The 20,417-nt window shown below is 62.6% G+C and carries 25 protein-coding genes; 16 read left to right on the top strand and 9 right to left on the bottom strand.

Annotation, left to right across the window (positions count from 1 at the left end; genetic code table 11):
• Positions 1-2: 2 nt before the first annotated feature.
• Positions 3-317 (top strand): MocE family 2Fe-2S type ferredoxin, encoded by a 315-nt coding sequence (locus CGZ66_RS08010; protein ID WP_095083246.1) that lies wholly within the window; start codon positions 3-5, stop codon positions 315-317.
• Positions 318-322: 5 nt separating this feature from the next.
• Complete coding sequence (locus tag CGZ66_RS08005; protein WP_095083244.1) at positions 323-1,552, top strand: NAD(P)/FAD-dependent oxidoreductase; 1,230 nt, start codon at positions 323-325, stop codon at positions 1,550-1,552.
• Between the two features lie 53 nt (positions 1,553-1,605).
• Here the strand turns inward: CGZ66_RS08005 and CGZ66_RS08000 are convergent, their stop codons facing one another.
• The 6 genes from CGZ66_RS08000 to hslV form a co-directional block, all read right to left on the bottom strand.
• A complete protein-coding gene (locus CGZ66_RS08000) occupies positions 1,606-2,565 on the bottom strand; it encodes a DUF1402 family protein (protein ID WP_095083242.1) in 960 nt (319 codons plus the stop codon).
• A 232-nt stretch (positions 2,566-2,797) separates the two neighbouring features.
• Entirely contained in the window at positions 2,798-4,111 is a 1,314-nt protein-coding gene (gene hslU, locus CGZ66_RS07995; protein WP_095083240.1) for an ATP-dependent protease ATPase subunit HslU, read from the bottom strand.
• A 4-nt stretch (positions 4,112-4,115) separates the two neighbouring features.
• Complete coding sequence (locus CGZ66_RS07990; RefSeq protein WP_095083238.1) at positions 4,116-4,715, bottom strand: DUF2585 domain-containing protein; 600 nt, start codon at positions 4,713-4,715, stop codon at positions 4,116-4,118.
• A gap of 49 nt (positions 4,716-4,764) precedes the next feature.
• The gene (locus CGZ66_RS07985; RefSeq protein WP_206073687.1) at positions 4,765-5,847 is read right to left on the bottom strand and encodes a hypothetical protein; all 1,083 of its coding nucleotides are present in this window, start codon (positions 5,845-5,847) and stop codon (positions 4,765-4,767) included.
• A 74-nt stretch (positions 5,848-5,921) separates the two neighbouring features.
• Entirely contained in the window at positions 5,922-6,437 is a 516-nt protein-coding gene (locus CGZ66_RS07980; protein ID WP_095083236.1) for a GNAT family N-acetyltransferase, read from the bottom strand.
• Positions 6,427-6,978 (bottom strand): ATP-dependent protease subunit HslV, encoded by a 552-nt coding sequence (gene hslV / locus CGZ66_RS07975; protein WP_095084319.1) that lies wholly within the window; start codon positions 6,976-6,978, stop codon positions 6,427-6,429. Before hslV ends, CGZ66_RS07980 begins: the two co-directional genes overlap by 11 nt.
• Positions 6,979-7,190: 212 nt before the next feature.
• On the opposite strand from hslV, the gene hisB reads away from it, so the two are divergent.
• The 9 genes from hisB to coaA are packed head-to-tail and all read left to right on the top strand — an operon-like array spanning position 7,191 to position 12,938.
• Entirely contained in the window at positions 7,191-7,790 is a 600-nt protein-coding gene (gene hisB / locus CGZ66_RS07970) for an imidazoleglycerol-phosphate dehydratase HisB (protein WP_095084318.1), read from the top strand.
• Positions 7,791-7,794: 4 nt separating this feature from the next.
• A complete protein-coding gene (locus CGZ66_RS07965; RefSeq protein WP_095083234.1) occupies positions 7,795-8,271 on the top strand; it encodes a DUF2628 domain-containing protein in 477 nt (158 codons plus the stop codon).
• Position 8,272: 1 nt separating this feature from the next.
• Positions 8,273-8,923: an imidazole glycerol phosphate synthase subunit HisH gene (hisH, locus tag CGZ66_RS07960; protein WP_095083232.1), complete on the top strand. Its 651-nt coding sequence runs from the start codon at positions 8,273-8,275 to the stop codon at positions 8,921-8,923.
• A 6-nt stretch (positions 8,924-8,929) separates the two neighbouring features.
• A complete protein-coding gene (locus CGZ66_RS07955) occupies positions 8,930-9,220 on the top strand; it encodes a DUF1330 domain-containing protein (protein WP_095083230.1) in 291 nt (96 codons plus the stop codon).
• A gap of 3 nt (positions 9,221-9,223) precedes the next feature.
• A complete protein-coding gene (hisA, locus tag CGZ66_RS07950) occupies positions 9,224-9,973 on the top strand; it encodes a 1-(5-phosphoribosyl)-5-[(5-phosphoribosylamino)methylideneamino]imidazole-4-carboxamide isomerase (RefSeq protein ID WP_095083228.1) in 750 nt (249 codons plus the stop codon).
• Positions 9,970-10,806 (top strand): arginase family protein, encoded by an 837-nt coding sequence (locus CGZ66_RS07945; protein ID WP_095083226.1) that lies wholly within the window; start codon positions 9,970-9,972, stop codon positions 10,804-10,806. Before hisA ends, CGZ66_RS07945 begins: the two co-directional genes overlap by 4 nt.
• Positions 10,806-11,597 carry an imidazole glycerol phosphate synthase subunit HisF gene (gene hisF / locus CGZ66_RS07940; protein WP_095083224.1) on the top strand — a complete coding sequence of 264 codons (792 nt, stop codon included), beginning with the start codon at positions 10,806-10,808 and terminating at the stop codon, positions 11,595-11,597. The genes CGZ66_RS07945 and hisF overlap by 1 nt, the downstream gene beginning before the upstream one ends.
• A 33-nt stretch (positions 11,598-11,630) precedes the next feature.
• Positions 11,631-11,954, top strand: coding sequence for a phosphoribosyl-ATP diphosphatase (locus CGZ66_RS07935; RefSeq protein ID WP_095083218.1), 324 nt, complete (start codon positions 11,631-11,633; stop codon positions 11,952-11,954).
• 24 nt (positions 11,955-11,978) lie between these two features.
• On the top strand, positions 11,979-12,938 hold the full coding sequence (coaA, locus tag CGZ66_RS07930) for a type I pantothenate kinase (RefSeq protein WP_095083214.1): 960 nt from the start codon (positions 11,979-11,981) through the stop codon (positions 12,936-12,938).
• A gap of 36 nt (positions 12,939-12,974) precedes the next feature.
• Here the strand turns inward: coaA and CGZ66_RS07925 are convergent, their stop codons facing one another.
• The 3 genes from CGZ66_RS07925 to CGZ66_RS07915 form a co-directional block, all read right to left on the bottom strand.
• Positions 12,975-13,628: an alpha-ketoglutarate-dependent dioxygenase AlkB family protein gene (locus CGZ66_RS07925; RefSeq protein WP_095083210.1), complete on the bottom strand. Its 654-nt coding sequence runs from the start codon at positions 13,626-13,628 to the stop codon at positions 12,975-12,977.
• 97 nt (positions 13,629-13,725) lie between these two features.
• Positions 13,726-14,163, bottom strand: a complete 438-nt coding sequence (arfB, locus tag CGZ66_RS07920) for an alternative ribosome rescue aminoacyl-tRNA hydrolase ArfB (protein WP_095083208.1) — start codon at positions 14,161-14,163, stop codon at positions 13,726-13,728.
• 91 nt (positions 14,164-14,254) lie between these two features.
• Positions 14,255-15,865: a phosphoenolpyruvate carboxykinase gene (locus tag CGZ66_RS07915; protein ID WP_095083206.1), complete on the bottom strand. Its 1,611-nt coding sequence runs from the start codon at positions 15,863-15,865 to the stop codon at positions 14,255-14,257.
• Between the two features lie 342 nt (positions 15,866-16,207).
• Between CGZ66_RS07915 and CGZ66_RS07910 the strand changes: the two genes are divergently transcribed.
• The 5 genes from CGZ66_RS07910 to CGZ66_RS07890 all read left to right on the top strand — a co-directional run bounded on the left by CGZ66_RS07910 (position 16,208) and on the right by CGZ66_RS07890 (position 20,283).
• Positions 16,208-16,909: a response regulator transcription factor gene (locus tag CGZ66_RS07910; RefSeq protein WP_013528337.1), complete on the top strand. Its 702-nt coding sequence runs from the start codon at positions 16,208-16,210 to the stop codon at positions 16,907-16,909.
• Positions 16,910-17,052: 143 nt separating this feature from the next.
• Positions 17,053-18,837 carry a sensor histidine kinase gene (locus tag CGZ66_RS07905; RefSeq protein WP_095083205.1) on the top strand — a complete coding sequence of 595 codons (1,785 nt, stop codon included), beginning with the start codon at positions 17,053-17,055 and terminating at the stop codon, positions 18,835-18,837.
• A gap of 125 nt (positions 18,838-18,962) precedes the next feature.
• The gene (locus CGZ66_RS07900; RefSeq protein ID WP_095083201.1) at positions 18,963-19,424 is read left to right on the top strand and encodes an HPr kinase/phosphorylase; all 462 of its coding nucleotides are present in this window, start codon (positions 18,963-18,965) and stop codon (positions 19,422-19,424) included.
• Positions 19,425-19,588: 164 nt separating this feature from the next.
• Positions 19,589-19,990, top strand: coding sequence for a PTS sugar transporter subunit IIA (locus CGZ66_RS07895; RefSeq protein ID WP_056589309.1), 402 nt, complete (start codon positions 19,589-19,591; stop codon positions 19,988-19,990).
• Complete coding sequence (locus tag CGZ66_RS07890; RefSeq protein WP_095083198.1) at positions 19,987-20,283, top strand: HPr family phosphocarrier protein; 297 nt, start codon at positions 19,987-19,989, stop codon at positions 20,281-20,283. The genes CGZ66_RS07895 and CGZ66_RS07890 overlap by 4 nt, the downstream gene beginning before the upstream one ends.
• Positions 20,284-20,417 lie beyond the last annotated feature (134 nt).

Raw genomic sequence — 20,417 nt, 5'->3', positions numbered from 1 at the left:
GAATGAGCGACTGGGTCGAGGCCTGCGCCGCGGGCGATATCGATGAAGAGGATGTGATGCGCTTCGATCATGGCGGCCGTACCTTCGCCATCTATCGCAGCCCGGATGATGACTATTTCGCCACCGACGGTCTATGCACCCACGAAAAGGTGCATCTCGCCGACGGCCTGGTGATGGACGACATCATCGAATGCCCCAAGCACAATGGCCGCTTCAACTACAAGACGGGGGACGCCCGCGGCGCGCCGGTCTGCGTCAACCTCAGGACCTATCCGGTCAAGGTCGACGCCGGCAAAGTCCTCATCCAGATCGGATAACTGGTATGGCGCGAGGGATGGTCATCATCGGAGCCGGCGAATGCGGCGGCCGGGCAGCCTTGGCGTTGCGCGATCTCGGCTATGACGGGCCGGTGACACTGGTCGGCGACGAGCCGCATCTGCCCTACGAACGCCCGCCTCTGTCCAAGGAGACGATGGCCAGCGACACCCCAGAAATCAAGGCGATCGCCAGCGATGCAATCCTGGCTGAGAAATCGATCCGCCATATCCATTCCGTCCAGGCCGTTGCGATCGATCGTGCACCGCATATGGTGCGTCTGTCGGACGGTTCGGCCCTGCCTTATGACAAGCTGCTGCTCGCCACCGGATCGACCCCGCGCAAGCTGCCGATGCCGGGATTGGGTTCGCGCTGCGTCTATCTCCGCACCTTCGCCGATGCGCTGGCCATTCGCGCCCATCTCAGCCCCGGCAACCGCATCGCCATTGTCGGCGGCGGCTTCATCGGCCTCGAACTCGCCGCCGCGGCCCGCAAACTGGGGGCTTCGGTCACCGTCATCGAGGCGCAGCCACGCATCCTAATGCGCGGCGTGCCGGCCGAGATCGCCGAAATCATCCATGCTGCACATGTCGCCGAGGGCGTCGACATTCTGTGCGGCAACGGCATCGCATCCATCGTCGACGACGGCCAACAGGTTCGCGTGACGCTTGCCGGCGGACGGGAGATATCAGCCGATCTGGCCGTTATCGGCATCGGCGCCGTGCCGGTGACCGGGCTGGCCGCCGAAGCAGGCCTGACGATCGACAACGGCATCGCCGTCGATGCCGAGCTACGCAGCAGCGATCCCGACATCTTTGCCGCCGGCGATTGCTGTTCGTTTCCGCTCGCCGTCTATGGTGGCCGCCGCGTGCGGCTGGAAGCCTGGCGCAATGCCCAGGAACAGGGCGCTCTGGCGGCAAGGAACATGCTGGGTGCCGGCGAGGCGCATGCGGCGGTGCCGTGGTTCTGGTCGGATCAATATGGTCTGTCCCTGCAGATCGCGGGGCTTTCCGACGAAGGCCGCAGCGTCGTGCGCCGCGATCTCGGCGACGGCGCCTTTATCCTCTTCCATCTGGACGAAGACGGCAGGCTGGTGGCGGCCAGCGGCATCGGTCCCGGCAATGCGGTCGCCCGCGACATCAGGCTCGCCGAAATGCTGATCGGCAAACGGGCGAAGCCGGCGCCGGAAGCACTCGGGTCGCAGGCCATCAAGCTGAAGTCGTTGCTGGCGGCGTAGCGAAAGCTTCGGTGCAGGACGTCGGTTCCGGCTCAAAAGCCTGAAACCGCACCTTAGAAAAGCGCCTTCAGGTCCGGCAGCTTGTCGTTGACCAGCCAGCCGTAATAATTCTCCTCGGGCAGCTTTTCCGGCTCGCCGGCGGCACGGCGCCTGTCGTTCTCCGCCTTCAGCGCTTCGGCGCGCTGCTCCGGATTGCCGACATTGTAGAGCGTGGCGGTGAGCCCCGGATTTCCCGAAATGTCGAAGCCGGCAATGTTCTTGTAGGCGTCGATCGATTTCCGGATCGTCGCCGCGACGTAAGGCAGCGTCAGGTCGGGATCCATGATGGTCTTGTAGACCGAGTTGGGATCGGCAACGTCGAGCTTCGGCAGACCCGAAACCTTGTGCACGAGATCGCTCATCTGCAAGGCCGTCAGCGGGTTGAGCTGGCCGAGGCCGAAGGTCTGGCCGGCATAATAGGGCTGGAAGAAGGTGGCGCCGAAACGGTCGTCGGGGAAGCTCTCGCCACCGACGCTTTTGCCGCGAAACGAATGGTTCCACACCTGCTCGCGGCATTCCCACAGATCATAGCTGTCCGAAACCCCAGCGCATTTCTTGAATTCCGGCCGCTGCACGAAATCGGTGATGTCCTCGCCGTCATAGGCGAAGGTCAGCTTGCTGGAGAGATAGGAAATCGCCTTGACGTAGTAGGTCTGCAGCCGGTCGTAGGCGTCGACATTGTAGGTGTGCTCGCCGACGATGGCGCCGACAATGTGCAGGGGATCAATGCCGTAGGCCGCAGCGGCCTTCTTGATCTTGCCGCGCAGATCGGCGTCGTTCTTCAGCAAAGCGTAGACCTTGCGATACTTCGCCTGGAAGGTGGTGTTGGTGGCCTGCGTGCGCCGGCTCGAAGCGCCGGGAATATCCGGCTGCTCGGCGTTGCGGTTTCCTGGCGGCACCAATGTCGCCGCATCGGCGGCGAACAGCGTCGCAGCCAGCGTCAAGCCGAGAATGCCCAGGATCAGTTTTTTCATGCGCCGCCGCCTGCAGATGTTGCCGCGCAAACTAGGTAGTGCTCTTTCTCGAGTCGAGAGCGCCCCATCCGCCGGCAAGACGAAAGGTGCCCAGATGGTGCCATCTGGCCACACATGATTCTGTTTGCCGGACTGTGTTGCAATGCATCGGCCCAAAAATCGGTATCGATTCTTGGAAAGCATGATGCTTCACTTTGAAGAAGCCGGCGCCGGAGTGACCCGGCGCCGTCCTTTAAAGGATGAATCGCGACAAATCTGTGTTTCTGGAAAGGTCGCCGACATGCTTTTCCACATAGGCGGCGTCGATGGTGACCGCAGTGCCGTTGCGGTCGGGCGCGTCATAGGAGATCTCGTCCAGCACCCGCTCCATCACTGTCTGCAGCCGCCTTGCACCGATATTCTCGACGCTGGCATTGAGGTCGACGGCGATGCCGGCCAGCGAATCGATGGCGTCGTCGGTGAAGGTCAGGTCGACGCCTTCGGTCTTCATCAGCGCGATATACTGCTTGATCAGGCTGGCTTCGGTCTCGGTCAGGATGCGGACGAAATCGTCCTTCTCCAGCGCCCGCAATTCGACGCGGATCGGCAAGCGGCCCTGCAATTCCGGCAACAGGTCCGACGGCTTCGAGACATGGAACGCCCCGGAAGCGATGAACAGGATGTGGTCGGTCTTCAACGGCCCATATTTGGTCGCAACCGTGGTGCCTTCGATCAGCGGCAGCAGGTCGCGCTGCACGCCTTCACGGGAAACGCCGGCGCCCATGCCGCCTTCACGCGACGCGATCTTGTCGATCTCGTCGAGGAAGACGATGCCGTCATTCTCCGTCGCGTCCAGCGCCCGGCGCACCACCTCCTCCTGGTCGAGCAGCTTGTCGGACTCGTCGCCGACCAGCAGCGCGTAGGATTCCTTGACCGTCGTCTTGCGCGTCTTGGTTTTCTTGCCGCCCATTGCCTTCGACAGCATGTCGTTGATGTTCAGCACGCCGATATTGGCGCCCGGCATGCCGGGTATCTCGAAGCCGGGCATGCCGCCATTGCCGGTGTCGGCCACTTCGATCTCGATCTCCTTGTCGTCGAGTTCGCCGTCGCGCAGCTTCTTGCGGAAGCTATCGCGCGTCGCCGGGCTCGCCGTCTTGCCGACCAGCGCCTCCAGCACGCGTTCCTCGGCGTTGATGTGGGCGCGTGCCTTGACGTCCTCGCGCATCTTCTCGCGCACCAGGCCGATGGCGATCTCGACCAGGTCGCGGATGATCTGTTCGACATCGCGGCCGACATAGCCGACTTCGGTGAACTTGGTTGCCTCGACCTTGACGAAAGGCGCCCCGGCAAGGCGCGCAAGGCGGCGTGAAATCTCGGTCTTGCCGACGCCCGTCGGCCCGATCATCAGGATGTTCTTCGGCATCACCTCTTCGCGCATCTGGCCTTCCAGCTGCTGGCGGCGCCAGCGGTTGCGCAGGGCGATGGCCACTGCGCGCTTGGCGTCCTTCTGGCCGATGATGAAGCGGTCGAGTTCCGAAACGATTTCGCGGGGAGAGAATGTGCTCATATCACTAAATTCCACTTTGCCACTGCTTGATAGCCTCGAACGGATGCAGCAGCATGATCACGTTGAGTGTCAGATTGTCCCGGATGAGATAGCCGGTACCGAGTTCGAAGATGATGGCGAGGCTGACGATCACCCATATAGGTAGCCTTCGCGCCATCACAAATCCCAGCACCATGGCCAGTGTGTCGGACACCGAATTGATGATGCTGTCGCCGTAATAGTTGAGCGAGATCGTGCCGGCGCGGTAGCGCTCGATGATGAACGGGCTGTTTTCCAGCAACTCCCAGCCGCCTTCGATGAGGACCGCGAATGCCAGCCTCAAGCCGATCGGCGAACGCGGAAACAGGAACCGTGCCAGCGCGTAGAACAGGAAGCCATGGATGATGTGTGAGAACGTGTACCAGTCCGAAATGTGCTGGGAGTTCTCGGAACTGTTTACCACGCCGTGCCAGAGCTTGACGTAACCGCAGGTGCAGATCGGCGGATGACCCATGCCGTAGAGGGCTCCGGCCTGGAAGATGAGCAGGGCCAGCACAAGCAGCAGCCCCATTCGCCAGCTGTCTTCATAGGCCGAATAGCTGTTGTCGTCGCCCGATGCGTTCATGCCCTATTGCCTCTCTTCCGCGTCGCCGTCTCGACCATCACAAAGCCCGTCACGCCTTCAGCGGCGGTAGCCGGCGGATCACGGCCGCCGGCAAGGTGGGTTTGACGACAATTCGCCGGATACGCTGCCAGCCAGCCCCGAATAGAATAATCAGCGCGCCGACAACGACCAGGATCAAGGCAAAAGGCGGGACGCCCGTCGAATCGGAGGCGGAATTCAGCAGATAATAGATGCCCAGCGAGCCGAAGTAAGCCAATGTAGGAACCAGAAGCGAACGGCGGTCTATGGCGAGCGCGACATAGAGGAAGCCAAGGATCAGGATCGTTAGCATAATGGTTGCATTGGCGTCCGGTGCGATATGTCCGAATACGACGTTCTGGCCGGTTGCCATGATAAAGAGCGGATGCACCAGCATGGGCGCCGAGACGACATGCAGCCAGAAAGCGCAATCGGACCAGATCTTGCGTCGATCCCTATCGTAAATGTCAAAAGCTACACCCGTTGCGAACACGATCAGGCCGCAGATCAGCGGCATGTAAAGTGCCGCGCGGAGCAATTCGGGAACATCCTCAAGGCGCGGCGGCGCAATCGCGCCCGTTGTCACACTGTCATACAGGATTATCGCCGTTTGCAGGAAGGCAAGCAGTGTGAAGGCAACGGCGATAGCTCCGGCAATGATGGGGACGCGAAAGCGCCAGAAATAGATCGCCGCCGCGATTATTCCTCCGCCCAGGAACAGATATCCGGCCCGGGACGCCGTCTGGCGCAACGCCAATAGCTGCCAGATAGTCTCCGGCTTGCGTATGCCGAAGCTGGCCTCCACTTGTAGCGCCAGAGCGACCAGAATGGCGGTCATGAAAATCAGCGCAAGCACGGACGACGATAATTTCATCCGGTGCTGACGCGTGACAATTTCGGCGAGCCCCCAGGCGAGAACCGCGAGGATGCCAGCGATCCAGAATGTCTGGCCTGGAAGCAAGGTGGTGAGGACAAAGAAGAAGCCGGCGCTGAGCAGGACTGTTCCCACGGTGACGAACAGATCGTTGCCGCCGCCGACCAGCCGCAGGTTTTCCTCGTCACCATCGTCATCGGCGCGCCTGCCCTCGGGGGTGAGAGCGACCGCGCGTTCCATGACCTCCAGCTGATCCCGCGTGATTTGCGAGATCAGACCTTCTGCGACTGCCTTGTCGAGTGTTTCAGCGCTTATCAACCGGCCTCCTGTGGTGCGTCGCGCGCCATCATCAGGGCTGGCCCGTATTCCGTTGTCCGGGTGTCAAAGGCGGCAAAGCCGGCTTTCTCATAAGCGCGGATCGCTGGTGCATTGTTCGGATGCGGGTCGATGATGACGCGCGGCACGCCTTCCTCGAACAGCTGCTCGACGAATTGCCGCACGATCGCCGAGCCGTGGCCGAGGCCGATCAGCTCCGGCCTGCCGATCGACAGGTCGATGCCGAGTGTGCCGAACGGCTGGTCGGCATAGGGGTGGTCGTCTTCCAGATGCGGGTCGTAGCTCTGCAGGTAGGCGATCGGCTTGCCGTCGAGTTCGACGATCAGCGGCTCGACGGAAATGCTGTCGATATGGTCGCGAATCTCGGCGATTTCGGCCTCGGGGTCGTCCCACCACTGGGCGACATGCGGTTCGGCGAGCCAGCCGGCGATCATCGGCAGGTCTTTCTCGGTCACCGGCCGAAAATCATAAAGGGCTGCCGGATCAACCGGCATCGAGCGTTTCGACGACGAAGTTGTTGTTGGTGTAGACGCAGATGTCGGACGCGATCTGCATCGCCTTGCGGGCGATCTCCTCGGCGTCCTTGTCGGTGTCCATCAGCGCGCGTGCGGCGGCCAGCGCGTAGTTGCCGCCAGAGCCGATGGCCATGACGCCATATTCGGGTTCGAGCACGTCGCCGGTGCCGGTCAGCGCCAGTGAGGTCGACTTGTCGGCAACCAGCATCATCGCTTCCAGCCGACGCAGATAGCGGTCTGTGCGCCAGTCCTTGGCGAGCTCGACACAGGCGCGCGTCAACTGGTCGGGATATTGTTCGAGCTTGGCTTCCAGCCGCTCCAGCAGCGTGAAGGCATCGGCGGTAGCGCCGGCGAAACCGGCAATCACATTGCCGCCCTTGCCGATGCGGCGCACCTTCTTGGCGTTGCCCTTCATGATGGTCTGGCCAAGGCTGACCTGGCCGTCGCCGGCAATCACCACCTTGTTGCCCTTGCGCACCGTCACGATGGTCGTGGCGTGCATGGTCAGATTATCAGACATTTCCTGGCTCCGATTCGCGCCATCCCAAAAGGCGATTGGCGCGGTACGAGTGACTTGATCGGCCATATGTATGCATGGGCCCGGTGATTGCAAACGGCTCGATAGCGACCCGGATGGCAACTGGCAATCGCCGGATCATGCTGCTAGAAGGCTTTCGTTTTCAAGCCGGCGAAGGCTTGGAACGCATCAAACCCTGGGACAAGGACAAGATCATGTCGCCCCGTTCCGCCGAAGCAAGCCGCAAGACCAAGGAAACCGATATCACTGTATCGGTCCATGTCGACGGCTCGGGCAAGTCAGACATTTCGACGGGCGTCGGTTTCTTCGACCATATGCTGGATCAGCTGTCGCGCCATTCCCTGATCGACATGACGGTCCGGGCCAAGGGCGATCTGCATATCGACGACCACCACACCGTCGAGGACACCGGCATCGCGCTCGGCCAGGCGCTGGCCAAGGCACTCGGCGAACGGCGCGGCATTATGCGCTATGCCTCGATCGACCTTGCCATGGACGAGACGCTGACGCGCGCGGCGATCGACGTGTCCGGCCGGCCGTTCCTGGTCTGGAACGTTTCCTTCTCGTCGCCGAAGATCGGCACGTTCGACACCGAACTTGTGCGTGAATTCTTCCAGGCGGTGGCACAGAATGCCGGCATCACGCTGCACGTCACCAACCACTATGGCGCCAACAACCACCACATCGCCGAGACCTGCTTCAAGGCGGTGGCACGTGCGCTGCGCACAGCGCTCGAACGCGACCCGCGCCAGCCGGACGCGGTCCCCTCCACCAAGGGATCGTTGAAGGGATAAGGTCATGGCCATCTATGTCGTGATGGAACCGCCCGGTCGCAGCGAGAAGCTCGACGCAACGGCCTTTGTCCGCGACGGCTTCACCTGGCTCGGCTTCCTGGTGCCGCCGCTCTGGTTTGCCTGGCATCGGCTGTGGATCGAAGCCGCGCTCGCCTTCGTCGTCGCGGCCCTGCTTTCATTGCTTGGCGAAAAGCTCGGCCTCGGCCTGACCGGTTCGTTGCTGTCGCTGCTGGTTTCGCTCTATGTCGGGTTGGAGGGGCAAGGGCTGCGCATCGCGGCACTTCGCCGCCGCGGCTGGCATGAATGGGGCGTGGTCGAGGCCGGTCGGCTCGACGATGCCGACGGGCGCTACGCGTTGGAGGCGGAAGCATTTTCCGATCAAGCCGTGCCGGCGCCGCGCATGGTCCCGGATGCCGCCTTGGCGCGCCCGGCGCAGCCGGGCATGGCGCTGGGGCTGACTCACATTCCGGGAAGACCCTGACATGCGGGTTGCGATCATCGACTACGGCTCGGGCAATCTGCGCTCGGCCACCAAGGCCTTCGAGCGCGCCGCGCGTGAAGCAGGCATATCGGCTGAAATCGATCTGACCGCCGACGCCGAACGGGTCCGCACCGCCGACCGCATCGTCCTGCCCGGCGTCGGTGCCTATGCCGACTGCGCGGCCGGCTTGCGCGCCGTCGCCGGCATGTGGGAAGCGGTCGAGGAAGTCGCGATCCTTAAGGGCCGGCCTTTTCTGGGCATCTGCGTCGGCATGCAGCTGATGTCCGAGCGCGGCCTGGAAAAGACCGTGACCCACGGCTTTGGCTGGATCGCCGGCGACGTCAAGGAGATCATGCCGGCCGATCCGGCGCTGAAGATCCCGCAGATCGGCTGGAACACGATCGAACTCAAGCGTCAACACCCACTGTTTGCGGGCATTCCGACCGGAAGCAGCGGACTGCATGCGTATTTCGTGCATTCCTACCATCTCGATGCGCGGAGGTCCGACGAGGTTCTGGCAGTCGCCGACTATGGCGGCCCGGTGACGGCCACCGTCGCTCGCGACAATCTCGTCGGCACGCAGTTCCATCCCGAAAAGAGCCAGGCGCTGGGCCTAGCGCTGATCACCAATTTCCTGCGCTGGAGGCCCTGAAGAATCATGAGCAAGAAGGGCTATTGGATGGCTATGATCGATGTCCGCGATCCCGATGTGTACAAGCAGTACATCGAGGCGAATGCGGTGGCCTTTGCGAAATACGGCGCGAAATTCCCGGTGCGGGCCGGTCGCTACGAGAATCCCGAAGGACCGACCGGCAACCGTCATGTGCTGGTCGAGTTCGAATCCTACGACAAGGCGGTCGAATGCTATCATTCGCCGGAATATCAGCACGCCTCGAAGTTCCGGCTCGCCGCCTCGACCGGCCATTTCGTCATCGTTGAAGGCGCCTGAAAATTGATCCTGTTTCCAGCCATCGATCTCAAGGACGGCCAGTGCGTGCGCCTGAAGCACGGCGACATGGCGACCGCGACCATCTACAACGACGACCCGGCCGCCCAGGCAAAAGCCTTCGAGCAACAGGGCTTCGAATGGCTGCATGTCGTCGACCTCAATGGCGCCTTCAAGGGCCAGAGCGTCAACAGCGCGGCGGTCGGAGCCATCCTCAAGGCGACCAAGAACCCGGTCCAGCTCGGCGGCGGCATCCGCACGCTGGAGCAGATCGAAGACTGGCTCGACCGCGGGCTCGCCCGTGTCATCCTCGGCACGGTGGCGGTGCGCGATCCCGATCTGGTCAAGCAGGCCTGCAAGGCGTTTCCTGGCAAGGTGGCCGTCGGCATTGACGCCAAGGGCGGCAAGGTCGCCGTCGAGGGCTGGGCCGAGGCATCGAGCCTCGGTGTTATCGAACTGGCGAAGAAATTCGAAGGCGCCGGCGTCGCCGCCATCATCTACACCGACATCGACCGTGACGGTGTGCTGACCGGCATCAACTGGGATGCCACCATCGACCTCGCCGACGCCGTGTCCATTCCCGTCATTGCGTCCGGCGGCCTCGCCTCGATCGCGGACATCGTGCGCATGACCATGCCCGATGCGCAAAAGCTCGAAGGCGCGATCTCCGGCCGGGCGCTCTATGACGGCCGCATCGATCCGGCCGAGGCGCTGGCGATCCTGCAAGGCAGGCCGGCAGTGGAGACGCAGCGGTGAAGATCTCCATCATCCTGGCGTCCTATGACAGCGGCCACTATCATGGCGGCATGGGCCAGGGTCCCGACGCGTTGATATCCGGCGGGCTGGTCGAAGCCCTGACCATAGCCGGTCATGACGTTGTCGTCGAAGACACAGGCAGGGTAGGCGACGTCCAGGAGCGCGAGATCGCCACCGGCTTTGCCGTCTGCAACGCGGTCGCCGCCATGGTTCGCCTTGCTCGCGACAGCGGCCGCTTTCCCATCGTTCTCTCAGGAAATTGCCTGACCAGCGCCGGCGCGGTCGCTGGCGAAGGTGCCGATGCGATCGTCTGGGCCGACCAGCATGGCGATCTCAACACGCCCGAGACATCCGTCTATGGCTTTCTCGACGGCATGGCGCTGGCGACCGTGCTCGGCCTGTGCTGGCGTCCGATGGCGGCGGCCATTCCCGGCTTCCAGCCGATCGATCCGTCACGTTGCGTGCTCGTCAACGCACGCGATCTCGATCCGGCTGAAAAACAGCTTCTCGAGACATTGCCGATCCTTCGAACGGAATGTCCTGGAGTGGCCCAGGCGACCGAAAAGCTGAAGGCCGCCGGCGCCAAACGCATTCACATGCATCTCGATCTGGACGTGCACGATCCGGAGGAGCTGCAGGCCAACCGTTACGTCAGTTCGGGCGGGCCGAACCCGGAACAATTGCGCGGCGCGGCTTGCGCCATGGCGCTTGCGGTGCCGGTCGTCGGCATCACCGTTTCCGCCTACGATCCGGCCTTCGACGCCAAGGGCGATGTTCCACCGCTGGTCGGCCAGCTGCTCAACGATCTCATCGCCACGATAGAGGGAAGGTGATGCTGAAAGCCCGTGTCATCCCTTGCCTCGACGTCAAGAACGGCCGTGTCGTCAAGGGCGTCAACTTCGTCGATCTCATCGACGCCGGCGATCCGGTCGAGGCGGCCAAGGCCTATGACGCGGCCGGCGCCGATGAGCTTTGCTTCCTCGACATCACGGCTTCATCGGACAATCGCGAGACCATCTTCGACGTCGTCGCCCGCACCGCCGAACAGTGCTTCATGCCGCTGACCGTTGGTGGCGGCGTACGCCAGGTTGCCGACATAAGGAAGCTGCTTTTGGCAGGCGCCGACAAGGTGTCGATCAATACGGCGGCGGTGAAGAACCCGGATTTCGTCGCCGAAGCCGCCGACAAGTTCGGCAACCAGTGCATCGTCGTCGCCATCGACGCCAAGAAAGTATCCGGCGCCGGCGAAGCCGACCGCTGGGAGATCTTCACCCATGGCGGGCGCGAAAAAACCGGCATCGATGCGGTCGAATTCGCTCGGCTGATGGTCGATCGCGGCGCCGGCGAAATCCTGCTGACCTCGATGGACCGGGATGGCACCAAGGCTGGCTACGACATCGCACTGACCCGCGCGATTGCGGATGCGGTGCGCGCGCCGGTCATCGCTTCCGGCGGGGTCGGCACGCTCGATCACATGGTCGAAGGCATCCGCGACGGTCATGCCGGCGCGGTGCTGGCCGCTTCGATCTTCCATTTCGGCACCTACACGATAGGGCAGGCCAAGGCGCATATGGCCCAGGCCGGGCTGCCGATGCGGCTGGACTCGCCCGCGGATCGGCCCTAGAGGCTTTCCGGCTAAGAAAAGGCTCTAGGCGCCATGACCGAGTTTTCGCTCTCCGATCTGGAAAAAATCGTCAGGGAACGCGCCCATTCCGGTGACCCGGAGTCTTGGACGGCAAAGCTGTTCGCACGCGGCATCGACAAGGCGGCGCAGAAGCTCGGCGAAGAGGCGGTCGAGACGGTGATTGCCGCCGTCAAGGGCGACAAACAGGCTCTCGTTTCGGAAAGTGCCGATCTTATATATCATTGGCTCGTCGTTCTCGGCATCTCAGGGGTTCCGTTGAGCGACGTGCTCAGGGAACTCGAAGACCGCACCGGTCGTTCGGGCATTGCCGAGAAGTCGTCACGGCCCAAGGGCTGACCGTGAGGGAGGGCAGGTATCTCGATGGATCAGCTCGCGCCGACCGAGAAATATTCTCCCTTTCGTTTCTTCTCCGCCGAGCAATGGTCGCAATTCCGCGCCGACACGCCGCTGACGCTGAGCGAGGATGAATTCCGCCGCCTGCGCTCGCTCAACGACCCGGTCGACCTCGAAGAGGTCAAGCGCATCTACCTCTCGCTGTCGCGGCTCTTATCGGCGCATGTCGAAGCGAGCCAGCTGCTGTTCAGGCAACGCCAGGCCTTCTTCAACGCGGTCGACGTGGAAAAGACGCCGTTCATCATCGGCATTGCCGGCTCCGTCGCGGTCGGCAAATCGACCACCGCGCGCGTGTTGAAGGAGTTGCTGGCGCGCTGGCCGTCGAGCCCCAAGGTCGATCTCATCACCACTGACGGCTTCCTGCTGCCCAACGAGGTGCTGCGCCGTGAAAACCTGATGGAGCGCAAGGGTTTTCCCGACAGCTACGATGTCGGCGCGCTGCTGCGCTTCCTGTCGGGCATCAAGTCGGCGCAGCGCAATGTCCGGGCGCCCGTCTATTCGCACCTGACCTATGACGTCATTCCCGGCGAGTTCGTCACCATCGACCGCCCCGATATCCTGATCTTCGAAGGCATCAATGTCCTGCAGCCCGGCAAGCTGCCGCAGGACGGCAAGATCGTGCCCTTCCTGTCGGACTTCTTCGACTTCGCCATCTATATCGATGCCGACGAGAAGCTGATCCATCAATGGTACACCGCCCGTTTCATGCGGTTGCGCGAGACCGCCTTCCGCAATCCGGATTCCTTTTTTCACCGCTATTCGCAGCTCTCGGAGGATTCGGCCCGCGCCATCGCCGAAGGCCTTTGGACCAACATCAATCTGAAAAATTTGCGTGAGAACATCCTCCCGACGCGGGCTCGCGCCGACCTCATCCTGCGCAAGGGCGCCGATCACCTGATCGAGGAAGTGGCGCTCAGGAAGCTGTGACGACGTCCGCCCAGCGCGTCAATTTCTTGGAATTGCCTACTGGCCTTCTCCCGGGACGTCGCTCGTCGCGGCGGCGGTTGGCTTCGTCACCCGCCGCAGCGTCAGATTGATGCGGCCGCCATTCTTCAGCAGTGCCGAGGTCGAGGGGTAGATGCGGTCGACGCCGTGAAAGCTGAGGCGTCCTTCGCCGCCGAGCACCACGACGTCGCCACTTTTCAGCCTGAACGACTTAGTGCCGCCCTCACGCGTCGTCTGGCCGACCCTGAACAGGCAATCGTCGCCCAGCGAAACGGAAACCACCGGTGCCGAAAAATCGGCCTCGTCGCGGTCCTGATGCAGGCCCATTTTGGCCTCCGGGGTATAGAAATTGACCAGGCACGCTTCCGGCGGATGTGGGTAGCCCGACACCTGCCGCCACAGCTCGAGCAGACCGTCCGGGATTGGCGGCCATGGCAATCCAGTCACCGGATGCGTCGGCTGGTAGCGATAGCCATGCTCCTTGTCGGTGACCCAGCCGAGCGGGCCGCAATTGGTCATGCGCACGCTCATCTCCTTGCCGGTGCGCGGCATCGCCGGCACGAACAGCGGCGCCTGCTGCACGATGCCTCTCACCGCCTCGACCAGCGTTTCCTGCACGGTGCGAGACAGATAGGCCGGCATGTGGCGGACGCCTTTGGGCAGGACGAGCATGAGGCTGTTCAATCACATTGGTCGTGCGAAAACATGATGCCATGACGGGTCACCCGGCAGCGACCCGAAAACCGTATCTCCAGACGCTTCCGAAGGCTCAGTCGTCGCCGACCCGGCCGCGCAGTTTCTTGATCGTGCCGCGTCCGGCCTTGCTCTTCAGCCGCCGCTCCACCGCGCCCTTCGACGGCCGCGTCTTCTTGCGTGGTGGCGGCGGCGGCTCGGCGGCCTTGGCGACCAGCGCCGTGAGCCTTGCCCGTGCGTCGGCCCGGTTCTGTTCCTGGGTGCGGAAGCGGCTTGCCTCGATGACGATGACGCCGTCCTTGGTGGCGCGCTGGCCGGCAAGTTTGATCGTCCGCTCGCGCACGCGCTCCGAAAGGCCCGTTGCGTTGGCCGCGTCGAAGCGCAGTTGCACTGCCGTCGCCACCTTGTTGACGTTCTGGCCGCCCGGACCGGACGAGCGGATGAAGTCCTCGTGCAGGTCGCCCGGGTGGATCACCGAATCGTCGGCAATGATGATGTCGTCGTCGCTCGCCATGCCGCAGTCATGGCGCGGCGGATCGAAAAAGAAAAGGCCCGATCGAAACCGGGCCTTTCAACGACAGGCTGAGTTCAGCCCAATGACGTGATTACTCCGCCGCTTCCTGCATGCGCGGCGCGGCACCCAGCACCACAGCGTCGACATGGCTTTCGAATTTCTCGAAGTTGATGGCGAACATGCCGACCAGCCTTGCCGCCTGCCGGTCGTAACCCGCCTTGTCGGCCCAGGTCGACCGCGGGTCGAGAATGGCACTGTCGACGCCGCGAACCGCGACCGGCACCTCGAAACCGAAATGAGGGTCGGTGCGGAACTCGGCCGCCTTCAGCGAGCCGTCGAGTGCCGCCGCAAGCAATGCCCGCGTTGCCTTGATCGGCATCCGCTTGCCGGTACCGTAGGCGCCGCCGGTCCAGCCGGTGTTGACCAGCCAGCAGTCGGCGTCGTGTTGGGCGATCAGTTCGCGCAGCAAATTGCCGTATTCCGAGGGATGGCGCGGCATGAACGGCGCGCCAAAGCAGGTCGAAAACGTCGCTTCGGGTTCGGTCACTCCCTTTTCGGTTCCGGCCACCTTGGCGGTGTAGCCGGACAGAAAATGATACATCGCCTGCGCCGGGGTCAGCCGCGCGATCGGTGGCATCACGCCGAAGGCATCTGCGGTCAGCATGATGATGTTTTTCGGATGATTGGCGCGTCCCGTCTTGCTGGCATTGGGGATGAAATCCAGCGGATAGGCGCAGCGCGTGTTTTCGGTGAGCCTTCCGTCGTTGAAATCCGGCACGCCGTCGGCGTCGAGCACGACATTTTCCAGCACCGTTCCGAAGCGCTGCGTGGTGGCGAAGATTTCAGGCTCGGCTTCCGCCGACAGCTTGATCGTCTTGGCGTAGCAGCCGCCTTCGAAATTGAAGATGCCGTGCGGTCCCCAGCCATGCTCGTCGTCGCCGATCAGCGTGCGCGACGGATCGGCCGACAGCGTCGTCTTGCCGGTTCCCGACAGGCCGAAGAAGACGGCGGCGTCGCCGCTCGCACCCTCGTTGGCCGAGCAATGCATCGGCATCACGCCCTTCGCCGGCAACAGATAGTTGAGCATGGTAAACACCGACTTCTTCATCTCGCCGGCATAGGAGGTGCCGCCGATCAGCACGATCTTGCGCGTCAGGTCGACAGCGATCACCGTTTCGGTACGGCTGCCGTGGCGGGCGGGATCGGCACGGAACGACGGCAGGTCGATGATGGTCATCTCGGGCACGAAATGCTCGAGCTCGGCGGCATCCGGGCGGATGAGCAGATTGCGGATGAACAGCGAGTGCCAGGCGAGTTCGGTAACCACCCGGGTCGGCAGTTTCAGCCCTGCGTCGGCGCCGCCGACCAGATCCTGCACGTAAAGATCCTTGTCCGCGGCATGCGCGCGGAAATCGGCAAGCAGAAGGTCGAACTGGGCCGGCGAGATCGCCTTGTTGTTGTCCCACCAGATATGCGGCTCGGTTGCGCCGTCGCGCACGACGAATTTGTCCTTGGGCGAGCGACCGGTGTGCTGGCCGGTCTCGGCGACCAGTGCGCCATGTGCGGTGAGCCGGGCTTCGCCGCGCCGGATCGATTCCTCGTAAAGGGCTGCCGCGCCGAAATTATAGCGCACCACGCCGGTGGTCTTCAGGCCGATATGATCGATCGCACAGGCAGAATTGCGTTTTCCGACTTCCGACATCAAGTGTCCCTCTTCGTTTTCCGCGTCTTTGCCGGCGTATATTCCGGCATGCCCACAAGCAGGCTGAGTTCGTCAGAACCAGAAAAGCCAAATGATATCAAATCATTAATCGATTTAAAAATTTTGAAAGTTGTTTAAATCGTTTATATGTGCAAAAACTTTGGTGGTTGCCCAAAGGATTGGCAGTGTTCGTTCGTCCAATCCATATCGGGGTAGGATTGTGGCCGCCGGCATGCCGCGCGTGACAGCGGACAAGGCCTATGCCACATTTTGTACCTAATTTGTCCTGCAAAAGCCCCTTCTCTACGAAAGAAGGGACAGCTCATGAGGGAGCCGCTTGAAATGGCAACAATCGCGCTTGTCGATGACGACCGCAACATTCTGACATCGGTGTCGATCGCCCTCGAATCCGAGGGGTACCGCGTCGAGACCTACACGGATGGTGCGTCTGCGCTGGAAGGGCTGGCGGCACGCCCGCCGAACCTTGCCATCCTCGACATCAAGATGCCGCGCATGGATGGCATGGAACTGCTGCGCCGGATGCGCCAGAAGTCCGACCTTCCGGTGATATTCCTGACCTCAAAGGACGACGAGATCGACGAATTGTTCGGCCTCAAGATGGGCGCCGACGATTTCATCCGCAAACCGTTCTCGCAGCGTCTACTGGTCGAGCGGGTGCGCGCCGTGCTGCGCCGTGCCAGTGCCCGCGAGGCTGCGGCAAAGACGCCCAGTCAGCAGGCCCGGTCGCTCGAGCGCGGCCAGCTGGTCATGGACCAGGAGCGCCACACCTGCACCTGGAAGGGCGAGCCGGTGACGCTGACCGTCACCGAGTTCCTGATCCTGCACTCGCTGGCGCAGCGCCCCGGTGTCGTAAAAAGCCGTGATGCGCTGATGGATTCGGCCTATGATGAACAGGTCTATGTCGACGACCGGACCATCGACAGCCACATCAAGCGGCTGCGCAAGAAGTTCAAGGCCGTCGACGACGACTTCGAGATGATCGAAACGCTTTACGGAGTCGGATACCGGTTCCGCGAAGCGTAAGTCGATCCATGTCGCCCAAAGTGATCCCGGTTTTGGGATAACGACATGCGTCAAAGCAAGGTAATGCATGTCGCCCAAAAGTGGGCCCGGTTTTGGGACAACGACATGCATCAAGGCAAAGACTAGGCGGGAGCTGCTATTCGATGGCAGTGGAAGCACAGCGAGCAAGACCGGCGGGCGCTGCGAGGCGGCCGTCGCGTATCATGCCGTCATTCCTCTCGAAAATCACGGTGCCGATGCGCCGCTTCCTCGGCCATCATATCTTTTCCAGCCTGACTCGGCGTATCCTCTTCCTCAACCTCGCCGGCCTGGCCGTCCTTGTCACCGGCATCCTCTATCTCAACACCTTCCGTGACGGGCTGATCGACGCCCGGGTCGAGAGCCTGATGACCCAGGGCGAGATCATCGCCGGCGCCATCGCCGCGTCGGCGACGGTCGAGACGGATTCGATCAGCATCGACCCGGAAAAGCTGCTCGAGCTGCAGGCCGGGGAAAGTCTCGGGCCGGGCTCCGACCAGCTCGACAATCTCGACTTCCCGATCAATCCGGAACGTGTCGCGCCGGTGCTGCGAAGGCTGATCTCGCCGACCCGGACGCGCGCCCGCATCTATGACCGCGACGCCAATCTGCTGCTCGATTCGCGCCATCTCTATTCGCGCGGCCAGATCCTGCGCTACGACCTGCCGCCGGTCGAAGAGGAAGAGCCCGATCTGGTCGAGCGCATCCAGAAATTCGTCTTCGATTTCTTCCGCAACACCGAACTGCCGGTCTATCACGAGCAGCCGGGCGGCAATGGCGCCGCCTTCCCGGAAGTGGTCAAGGCGCTCACCGGCAGCCCGTCGACCATCGTGCGGATCTCGGAACAGGGCGAGCAGATCGTTTCGGTGGCGGTGCCGATCCAGCGCTTCCGCGCCGTTCTCGGCGTGCTGATGCTGTCGACCGAAGGCGGCGACATCGACAAGATCGTCGCCGCCGAGCGCAAGGCGATCCTGCGCGTCTTCGGCATCGCGGCGCTTGTCACCGCCATCCTGTCGATGCTGCTCGCCTCCACCATCGCCAATCCGCTGCGCCGGCTATCGGCGGCGGCCGTGCGGGTGAGGCGCGGCGTCAAGAGCCGCGAGGAAATCCCGGACTTTTCCGACCGCCAGGATGAGATCGGCAATCTGTCGATCGCCATACGCGACATGACCAACGCGCTCTACGCCCGCATCGAGGCGATCGAAAGCTTTGCCGCTGACGTGTCGCACGAATTGAAGAACCCGCTGACCTCGCTGCGCAGCGCAGTGGAAACCTTGCCGCTGGCCAAGAACGACAATTCGCGCAGCCGGCTGATGGACATCATCCAGCACGATGTCAGGCGGCTGGACCGGCTGATCACCGATATTTCCGACGCCTCCCGTCTTGATGCCGAACTGGCGCGCGAAGATGCAGGCACGGTCGACCTGAAGAAATTCATCACCGATCTCGTTGCCGTTTCGCGTGAAGCCACGCGCAACAAGAAGGCCGTCGAGATCGAGTTCAAGGTCGCCAAGCTGCCGCAGGGCGTCAAAGGCTATGTGGTCGTCGGTCATGATCTGCGCATCGGCCAGGTCATCACCAACCTGATCGAGAACGCCCGCTCCTTCGTTCCCGAGGACCATGGCCACATCAGCGTATCGCTGGCCCGTGCGGGCAAGTTCAACATCGTCACCGTCGACGACAATGGTCCCGGCATTCGCGCCGACAACATCGACCGCATCTTCGAACGTTTCTACACCGACCGGCCCGCAGGCGAGGCGTTCGGCCAGAATTCGGGTCTTGGCCTGTCGATATCCAGGCAGATCGTCGAGGCCCATGGCGGCACCTTGACCGCCGAGAACATCCCCGGCACCAAGCCCGGCGAAATCAAGGGCGCGCGTTTTGTCGTGACGCTACCGGCCGAAGCATGATCCCGAAAAGTGGAAACCGGTTTTCGGACAAGGTCATGCTTCATCTAAAATGCATGATCCCGAAAAGTGGGAACCGGTTTTCGGACACTATCATGCTTCGTTCAAAAACATGATCGGGCAAGATCGTGCCTGATCCAGTTGCGCAGCCTGAAAACATTCACGGAACCGCGATCCTGATCGGCGAGCGCGGCGTCCTTATCACCGGGCCGTCCGGCGCCGGCAAGACGACCCTGGCGCTGACACTCCTCGACCATTGCCGCGCGCGCGGGCTGTTCTCGCGGCTGATTGGCGACGACAGGCTGCTTGCCGCAGCCCGCGCCGGGCGGCTGGTCTGTCGCGTGCCGGCGACCATCGCCGGTCTCGCCGAAGTACCTGGGTTCATGCCGTGCCCGCTGCCGTTCGAGCCGGGCGGAGTGATCGACCTGCATGTGAGGCTTGTGCCAAAGGCAGAAATGGCCCGTTTCCAGGAGGAAATAAGCGAGCCGGTCGCAGGCTGCCCGGTGCCGCGTATCGATCTTGCCGAGCGCAACGCCGCCACTGCCCTGCCCGCCGTGATGGCGCGGCTGTCGATCGCGCCTTTTCTATGATCCGCTTGGGATTTCTTGCTGCAATGCGTCAAAATGGCATGGGCCGGCGCAATTTGGGGCTTGTCAACCGGCCGCGCGTCGACAAGATAGCGCTCCCGCCGCCTGGAATGGCTGGCGAGCATAATATGCGCCTGTGAAGCGGCGATGACGGGAGCCACCAAAGAATGATCGGACTCGTGCTTGTAACGCACGGTCAACTGGCCGCCGAGTTCCGACATGCCGTGGAACATGTCGTCGGGCCACAAGACAATTTCGAAACCGTGGCGATCGGCGCCGATGACGATATGGAGCAGCGTCGTCGCGACATCGTCGACGCCGTCGCCCGTGTCGACACCGGAACGGGCGTCATCGTGCTGACCGACATGTTCGGCGGCACCCCCTCCAACCTTGCCATTTCGGTGATGGAGTCCGGCCGCACCGAGGTGATAGCCGGCATGAACCTGCCGATGCTGATCAAGCTCTCCTCGATCCGCAAGGGCGACAACATGGCGGCCGCACTTGATGAGGCGCAGGCGGCCGGCCGCAAATACATCAACGTCGCCAGCCAGCTTTTGAGCAGCAAATGAACGCGCTGTCCCCGGAAGAAGATCAGATCGTCCGGGATTTTCCCATCATCAACCAGCGCGGCCTGCACGCGCGCGCCTCGGCGAAATTCGTCCAACTGGCGAGCGGCTTCGACGCTTCGGTGCATGTCGAGAAGGACGGCGTCAAGGTCGGCGGCACCTCGATCATGGGCCTGATGATGCTGGCGGCAAGCCCGGGCTACTCGATCCGTGTCACCGCCAGCGGGCCGCAGGCGCTGCAGGTCATCGACGCGCTGGAGCAATTGGTGGCGTCCCGCTTCGGCGAGGAAAGCTGATCCTCTACATCGCCAAAGCATGTCCGATGGACATGCAGGGATAAAGATTTCTTTATATCCCATTGTCGTCCGAGCGCCGATCTGCTAGTCAGACCGGGAATTCGCGCCCTTCGACGCGCCGACCGGCGTGGGCG

Origin of the sequence: Mesorhizobium sophorae (assembly GCF_002270415.1) — a bacterium.
GTDB lineage: Bacteria > Pseudomonadota > Alphaproteobacteria > Rhizobiales > Rhizobiaceae > Mesorhizobium > Mesorhizobium sophorae.
This window is presented reverse-complemented; position numbering and strand designations above follow the sequence as displayed.